Source organism: Vibrio sonorensis, from assembly GCF_001854765.1.
Classification (GTDB): Bacteria; Pseudomonadota; Gammaproteobacteria; order Enterobacterales; family Vibrionaceae; genus Vibrio; species Vibrio sonorensis.
In genome coordinates, this window is the sequence record NZ_LJJE01000119.1 from 55,055 (window position 1) to 61,905 (window position 6,851).

Here is a 6,851-nt window from a genome sequence, read left to right on the forward strand (position 1 = left end):
CTAGCTATAAGTATACCCAATCCGTCGTCGCTTGTTGCTCACCATAACGAATTAATTAATAACTATATCACTTAAATCACAATGACTAGTTTTCTAACTGCAATTATCATTCCAAGTAATTAAAATATATCACTTTATCCATTTTACTTATCACAAGAGAATTTCTCTCACTGGTTGAGTCACTCCCTCAACTGACGCTTGAGTCACAAAACGCGAAGGCTTATCCTCAACAATACGCTCGATAGAAGGACTTGTTATGAACGGCGATCTGTTTTCCAATTCACTTAAACCAGACTGGATTGAACTACCAGACGCTAAGCTATTGCTCATCCCCGACTTTTTGCCATCCACAAAAGCCGACCAATGCTTTTCCGACCTTCTAGAACATGTGCCTTGGAAGCAAGAAGCCATATCTTTATTTGGGAAGTCGGTGTTACAACCACGAGTACAAGCGTGGTATGGCGATAAATCTTACACATATTCGGGATTATCAATGCAGCCGTTGCCTTGGTTGCCCATTTTGCTACGGCTAAAACAGCAATGTGAATCTGCATCAGGGCACAAGTACAACTCTCTACTCGCCAACTTATATCGGGATGGAAAAGACTCTATGGGTTGGCATCAGGACAATGAGCCAGAGCTCGGCAGAAATCCGACCATCGCGTCTCTGAGCTTGGGAGGCACGCGACGCTTCTCTCTAAAACATAAGTTTAACGATCACAAGTACCAGATAGACCTCCAACACGGTACTCTTCTTGTCATGTCCGGAAGCACTCAACACTTCTGGATGCATCAAGTCGCTAAGACGACCAAAGCCGTCAGTCCAAGGATCAATCTCACATTTCGTCGAATCATCTAACCAGCTTTGATGGGGAAAATTGAAAACTTACAATCCAATTACATTCAACAGACAAATGCATGGTAAATTTTCCTACGGGACTCAATAGTCAAACAACGTGGTCGGTGACAACAATGAAGCGTGGACTCCTTCTTAGTATTAGCTTGGTATTGTGCAGCAATGTACTTGCAAGCCCTAATCAGTTCGAGCAAACAGCTCAAGTGATTCGGGATACCTACGAAAGCCAACTGTATACGTTATCAGCCTTTAAAGAAGGGCACTACGGGCTTCGGATGTATCGCCAGACATTAGACGAGAAGTATAACGCGGCAATATGGTCTGATATGGCTAGAGTCGCCAGTCGACTAAATCGATTTGCGGCTGAAGTCCATACACCCGAACAGATCTACCTGTATTCGCAAAAGCGCTTAGCAAATTATCAAGATGATGACGATGAGCGCAGCACTAGGCGTTACACCGTCACACAGCATAGACCAGAATACCTCTACTTAGGTGTTGCCCTGTTGGGCTCCATGGCAAGAGCCAATGAATATGGTTTGAAGCATCGAGAAGACGAAAAACTTCGACAGGTATTACGCCGCTACGACTTCGCCCATTACGCCACCGATCAAGAAATGATCAAAGCGTGGGCTGCTCAGCTTGCCAATCAAGTGTATTGGTTGAGACAACTCGGCGAACAAGACGTTGTAGAAGCCTTCACTCAAGCTTTCAAAAAAGCTTACCCCGACAACAAAGATTCCGCGTTATCAAAACAGCAGTACGGCAACAAAATCTATGGGTTAACTCATATTATCTTCGCCGATTCTCAATACTATCAACGACAAGTTGATGAGAAAGAACACCAATGGATTTACGACTATTTTCGAGCCCATATCGACACTATTTTGCTGCGTGCGAAAGAAGACATCATCGCTGAAGTTGGAATCGCATTTCTGTTAGCTGGTTTAGAAGATGACCCTGTTGTGGAAAAAACCCGAGTGGCTATTGCTAAGTCCGTAGACAAAGACAGAGGGATGATCCCATCAGTGAGTGGAGACTTCGATTTAAGTCACGGAGAGCACAGAAACGTCTTGGCAGCCATGCTTTTAGACTGGAAGTCAGTGAACAAAGCACCAACGGTGACCGGCAACCCAACTGTTTTTCGTGGCCTGCCTTTTGGGTTAGAGCCAAAATAAACCAAGGTAAGGCATATTTGATGCAGTGAGTGATATATCAAGGTATATCACTCCCCCTTCACACTTAAGGTTTCACTCTATTCAGCCATACCGTATTCTTGAGCCACTTTGGCAAGAAAACCGCTATCCCGTTTGCAAAGACGATCATGCTCATACCTGCAACCTGAAATACAGAAAAAACCGTATCGTAAAAGCTGAACTGCAACACCGCCGTAAATAGTAAGTTGGTAAAGATAAGTGGCGCTAGCTGAGAGCCAGAGTCTGCTAATGCATAAGCCTTTGAGCGAAAGATCTGAGTATTAATAATAAGCCCTGCCATAATTAATAAGCCGGCTAAGAGCACTATTGGCGAAGAGTGTTGATTGACCTCAAGGAAGGATGGCGAGCTAAGAATCAATAGTGGTGAGACGGCTATCGTAGCGTACAAGAACGTCCAAAAATTAATTTGAGCAGCATTAGAATCACCTTGGCTTGCGCGATAGAGTGTCACTTGAGAACCGCCATTAAAAACTCCCGCTGCCAGTCCTACTAATAACTCTGGTCTAAATTCAATTCCGCTAACGTTACCCGCGAGTAAAATCACCCCAAGAAATGTCATTGCTAGAGTTAATAGCGTCAACATATTCAACTTAATGCCATAAATAAGTTTTTCTAACAAAGGAATAAACAGAGGCCCAGTGCCAAACAGTACGACACTCTCCACTAGCGTTAGACGTTCCAAAGCGTAAACAAAGCAGAACTGACAGCTAGCGATACAGATTGCACGAGCATATAAAGCTCGGTTTACTCCTTTGCTGGGTAGGATGAACAATTTGCGCCCCACGACCAAAACCAAGAGTGCAGCTGGTAAAAAGAAACGCAGGAAAACCAACCAAGATAAGGTAATCTCCAAAGTAAGCCACTTAGTCACCAAACCTGTTAAAGCAAGGCTTAACGTGGAACTCAGCATAAATAGAATTGGGTACAACGAATAAGACATAACTCCTCCCTTATTTGTCACCCAGTTTACTTAGCTGCAAAGTAGAAAAAAAACGAGTAATATTGAAAAAACATGTAAGAATAACTTAACTATGAATCCGCCACTAAAATCCTTGTATGCCTTTGTTGCCGTCGCTGAAACAGGCCTTATGACCGAGGCGGCAACGCGACTTAACGTGAGCCACTCAGCGGTAAGCCAAGCGATAAAAAGTTTGGAAAATCAGCTGGGGCAAGCTCTGTTTCAGAGAGTAGGTAGAAACGTCATTCTTAACGCCAGCGGTCAGCGATACTATCAACAAGTTGCTCCGGCTTTAGAGCAGATCACTAATGCGACAAAATCCTTAGTAGAAGAACAGCATTCTCATCGCTTAACGCTCAACATGGTGAACTCGCTGGCGATGCATTGGTGGATCCCAGAGATGCAACGATTTAACGACTTCGCCCCCAAACTAGATATCCGTATTTCAAATCTCGTCGGTCGCTTTAAAATGGAAAAGGAAGGCGTCGACGTCGCTATTGTCCACGGGAAAACAACAGAGTGGCAGGACTATTATTGTGAGAAACTCGCCGACGACGAGCTGATATTGGTTTGCAGTCCAGAACACGCCGTCGTCTCATCAGATCCAACAGAGCTAATTGAAAAGTATCCCTTAATTGAAGTGGTTAACGATCGTCGCAAACACGATCTAAAAGTGTGGTGCGATGCCAAAAAACTTACCCCTCCAGAAACCGCAAACAACCTAACTTTCTTAGCTTCGTTTCAAGCGGTGCAGGCCACTATACGTCAACTGGGTGTTTTTGTTACCCATAGGCTCTATGTCAAAAAAGAGATTGACCAAGGCCTGTTAGTCGAAGTAGGTTCCCCTGTTCTCAACCCCTATCAAGATTTCTATTTCGCGTGTTTACCGCAAAAACTCAAGAACAAGCATGTGGTTACATTGCGGGACTGGGTAAGAAGTGAGTTTGGGAAACTGGTAGAAAATCGATAGAATATTTTTGTATTTTCAGAACCAAATTAGAATAATAAACTCTATAAAATCATAGAGATAAAAACGCCAAATTATCAACAGTTACAGATAATTACTTTAGATTGCATATGCTTAGTGCTCTGTCAAAATTTTGTAGCTCGTCGTTTTTCTTTGCGAAATAAGAAATGTAATTCATATAAATTATTGAAGTTGCTCACATATAAATTTTGAATATGCGCTTCAGGTTTATTTTTTTCTCCTAGACTTTACTTGCGGGATTGCAGGCACAGGTACGGAGAGACCATGACTCACTTTGTTGGGCGACATTTAGAAGAAATGGCGGATATTCGCTCTTCCAGAAAGCGAAAAATCGTGCTGTTGTGCTCGCTCGTCAGCATCTTGGTAATGGGAAGTTATGGCTTAATTCACTTCGCAGCGGCAAGTTACCCATTTTCCGCCTTAAACCTAATCTGCACACTCATATTGGCCATTAATTTGTGGTACATGTACAAGTCCGCCAGCCATCACCACGCCGATCTTGTCCTAAGTGGTGTATTACTCTTTGATGCTATCGTACTGCTCTTATACGGCGAACAGATCCCCGACCGCCTACTCTGGTTGTTTCCCATCGTTGCTGCCGTGATTTTCATTAATGAATTCAAAATTGGTTTAGTGTTTAGCGGTGCATTTTGCTTACTGGCGGCCTTTTCGACACTGTTTACCAACGCCATTTTAGTCCCAGCTTATATGTCGACCGATCGATTTGTTATTAGCCTCTTTGCGATGGCCGTGTTGTGCAACACCTTTTCCTATTACTACGCAAAAGTGGTCAATTACATCCAATCTCTCTACCAAGAAGGGATCGAAGACTTAGCTTATTTGGACCAGCTCACTGGGCTAGCTAACCGTTGGAGCTTTGAAAACTGGGCGCTAGAAAAGTTAAGTGAAGTTGAAGGGCACTCCGGAATTACCGCCCTAGTCTTTTTAGATATCGACGACTTTAAGTCCATCAATGATACCTATGGACATGATGTTGGCGACCGGGTCTTACAACACTTTTCAAAACGATTGAAAAACAATATTCGCAGCAAAGATAGAAGAACGGAAAAACACGACTATTCTATCGCTCGATTCGCAGGGGATGAGTTCGTTTTGTTGCTCTACGACGTGAGAAGTCGGTCGGACTTAGACAATATTCTCGACCGGATCTGTCACTTATTTGAACACAGCTATCAAGCTTCAGAGCGCGTCAACCGCTTAACCATAAGTGTTGGGGTTGCGCTTTATCCGGAAGATGCTGATTCCCTTCCAGAACTCACTCGATGCGCAGACAAAGCCATGTATGCCGCCAAACACGGTGGAAAAAACCAGTATCGCTATTACCAAGGTGACAGGCTCAGCCCTCTAAAAGATTTGGACATCAACCTTTCAGATAAAGTTACGCCAATAAAGAAAGCCTAGCCAGACATGTACATGGCCCACAGTGATGCTGCTAAAGCAACAATAAGCCAAGCCACATAACGGGCAGTATTGGGCTTATCCTTTTTTGGCTTTATCACCGGCCGAAATGCAGCGGTTCTAGCGGCCGAAATCACGGTTGGGTTATCTTCCAACTCTTTGCGGCGCTTATGTGCCTGATTCGCTACTTTCCCAAAACGGTGCAATTGCTCTCCGGTCATGTCTTTTCTGGGATCGTAACGAGAATTTTGATCAGGATGCTTTGGTACTACAGCCATGGTCAAACCCTCCTCGAAGCGGTTCCATCATTATTAGTATAGTCAATAAAATTATAAGAGATTATTGAATATTTCTAATTGTTAGTTCGAATTACTCGAATAACTTACTCAAGATATTGCTCTCAAACTCCCGATTAAGTTCTCCTAGAATGAAAGCATCTCAACAAGAGTAGATACGATGATGAACGTGAAACAGATTTTTCAGACTATTCCGATGCACGACACTTCTGATGGTGACGGTGTAAAAATCAGACGAGTAACCGGCTTTAACAATGCGAGCTTCTCTCCTTTTTTAATGGTTGACGAGTTAAAGTCCGACAATCAAGCCGATTACGTGGGCGGTTTTCCTCCTCACCCTCACCGCGGTATAGAGACGCTCACCTATATGATAAACGGCCACTTTGAGCACAAAGATCACATGGGCAATGTCGGACAACTAAAAAGCGGTGGAGCTCAATGGATGGCTTCTGGCAGAGGGGTTATCCACAGTGAAATGCCAATAATGCAAGATGGGCAACTCCACGGTTTTCAGATTTGGATTAATCAACCAGCTAAAAACAAAATGGCGCCTGCGCAATATTTCGACTTTCAAAACGAGAGCATTACTGAAATTGCCAACCCAGAATTAGGACTGTTGAGAATTTTGGCCGGAGAGGTACAACTAGGCGCCAAGAGTGAGTTTGGTCCACTTACCCAAACTGGTGTACCACTATCAGTATCAGATTGGCGCTCGAACCCAAATCAATCCATTGAACTGACGTTAAACCAAGCCCACAACACCATGATTTTAGTTTACAAAGGCGAAGTCACCATAGCTGGAAAAAGTCTTGGACAAGGCAACCTTGCACTGTTAGACAAAGAAGCAGTATTGAGCATCAAGGCGGTGAGTGATTCAGGGGTTTTAATTTTTACTGGACAACCTATCGATGAACCCGTCGTTCACTACGGACCGTTTGTGATGAACTCCATTGAGGAGATCGAGCAAGCGATTCACGACTACAACAATGGCACTCTGATAAGTGACAACTAGGGTTCTGTATTGAGTTTGGCGTTTTTGACGCCGCGAATTGGATGGGTTCCACTGCCTTCCAATACGTTTTAGCCACGCTTTCGCGTGGCTCTTTTTTCACTTATT

Annotated in this window: 7 protein-coding genes; 5 read left to right on the plus strand and 2 right to left on the minus strand. The window is 43.8% G+C overall.

Going from position 1 to position 6,851, the window contains the following annotated elements; genetic code table 11:
- Nucleotides 1–256: 256 nt before the first annotated feature.
- Nucleotides 257–859, plus strand: coding sequence for an alpha-ketoglutarate-dependent dioxygenase AlkB family protein (locus BLO31_RS21675; protein ID WP_070971860.1), 603 nt, complete (start codon nucleotides 257–259; stop codon nucleotides 857–859).
- 113 nt (nucleotides 860–972) lie between these two features.
- Nucleotides 973–2,034 carry a DUF3541 domain-containing protein gene (locus tag BLO31_RS21680; RefSeq protein ID WP_070971863.1) on the plus strand — a complete coding sequence of 354 codons (1,062 nt, stop codon included), beginning with the start codon at nucleotides 973–975 and terminating at the stop codon, nucleotides 2,032–2,034.
- A 64-nt stretch (nucleotides 2,035–2,098) separates the two neighbouring features.
- Here BLO31_RS21680 and BLO31_RS21685 read toward each other — a convergent pair whose 3' ends face one another.
- A complete protein-coding gene (locus BLO31_RS21685; RefSeq protein ID WP_070971866.1) occupies nucleotides 2,099–3,013 on the minus strand; it encodes a DMT family transporter in 915 nt (304 codons plus the stop codon).
- 91 nt (nucleotides 3,014–3,104) lie between these two features.
- Between BLO31_RS21685 and BLO31_RS21690 the strand changes: the two genes are divergently transcribed.
- Together BLO31_RS21690 and BLO31_RS21695 are read left to right on the plus strand one after the other, a co-directional pair.
- Nucleotides 3,105–4,001 carry a LysR substrate-binding domain-containing protein gene (locus BLO31_RS21690; protein WP_070971869.1) on the plus strand — a complete coding sequence of 299 codons (897 nt, stop codon included), beginning with the start codon at nucleotides 3,105–3,107 and terminating at the stop codon, nucleotides 3,999–4,001.
- A 282-nt stretch (nucleotides 4,002–4,283) separates the two neighbouring features.
- A complete protein-coding gene (locus tag BLO31_RS21695; RefSeq protein ID WP_070971872.1) occupies nucleotides 4,284–5,441 on the plus strand; it encodes a diguanylate cyclase in 1,158 nt (385 codons plus the stop codon).
- Here BLO31_RS21695 and BLO31_RS21700 read toward each other — a convergent pair.
- Nucleotides 5,438–5,716 carry a hypothetical protein gene (locus tag BLO31_RS21700; RefSeq protein WP_070971875.1) on the minus strand — a complete coding sequence of 93 codons (279 nt, stop codon included), beginning with the start codon at nucleotides 5,714–5,716 and terminating at the stop codon, nucleotides 5,438–5,440. The genes BLO31_RS21695 and BLO31_RS21700 overlap by 4 nt on opposite strands.
- Nucleotides 5,717–5,894: 178 nt before the next feature.
- Here BLO31_RS21700 and BLO31_RS21705 point away from each other — a divergent pair, with 178 nt between their 5' ends.
- Nucleotides 5,895–6,746 (plus strand): pirin family protein, encoded by an 852-nt coding sequence (locus BLO31_RS21705; protein ID WP_070971878.1) that lies wholly within the window; start codon nucleotides 5,895–5,897, stop codon nucleotides 6,744–6,746.
- The last annotated feature ends 105 nt before the right edge of the window (nucleotides 6,747–6,851 follow it).

What these genes read in the sequence shown, in the direction of transcription:
- BLO31_RS21675 (WP_070971860.1), top strand. Translation starts at nt 257, where the DNA reads ATGAACGGCGATCTGTTTTCCAATTCACTTAAACCAGACTGGATTGAA.
- BLO31_RS21680 (WP_070971863.1), top strand. Translation starts at nt 973, where the DNA reads ATGAAGCGTGGACTCCTTCTTAGTATTAGCTTGGTATTGTGCAGCAAT.
- BLO31_RS21685 (WP_070971866.1), bottom strand. Translation starts at nt 3,013, where the DNA reads ATGTCTTATTCGTTGTACCCAATTCTATTTATGCTGAGTTCCACGTTA.
- BLO31_RS21690 (WP_070971869.1), top strand. Translation starts at nt 3,105, where the DNA reads ATGAATCCGCCACTAAAATCCTTGTATGCCTTTGTTGCCGTCGCTGAA.
- BLO31_RS21695 (WP_070971872.1), top strand. Translation starts at nt 4,284, where the DNA reads ATGACTCACTTTGTTGGGCGACATTTAGAAGAAATGGCGGATATTCGC.
- BLO31_RS21700 (WP_070971875.1), bottom strand. Translation starts at nt 5,716, where the DNA reads ATGGCTGTAGTACCAAAGCATCCTGATCAAAATTCTCGTTACGATCCC.
- BLO31_RS21705 (WP_070971878.1), top strand. Translation starts at nt 5,895, where the DNA reads ATGATGAACGTGAAACAGATTTTTCAGACTATTCCGATGCACGACACT.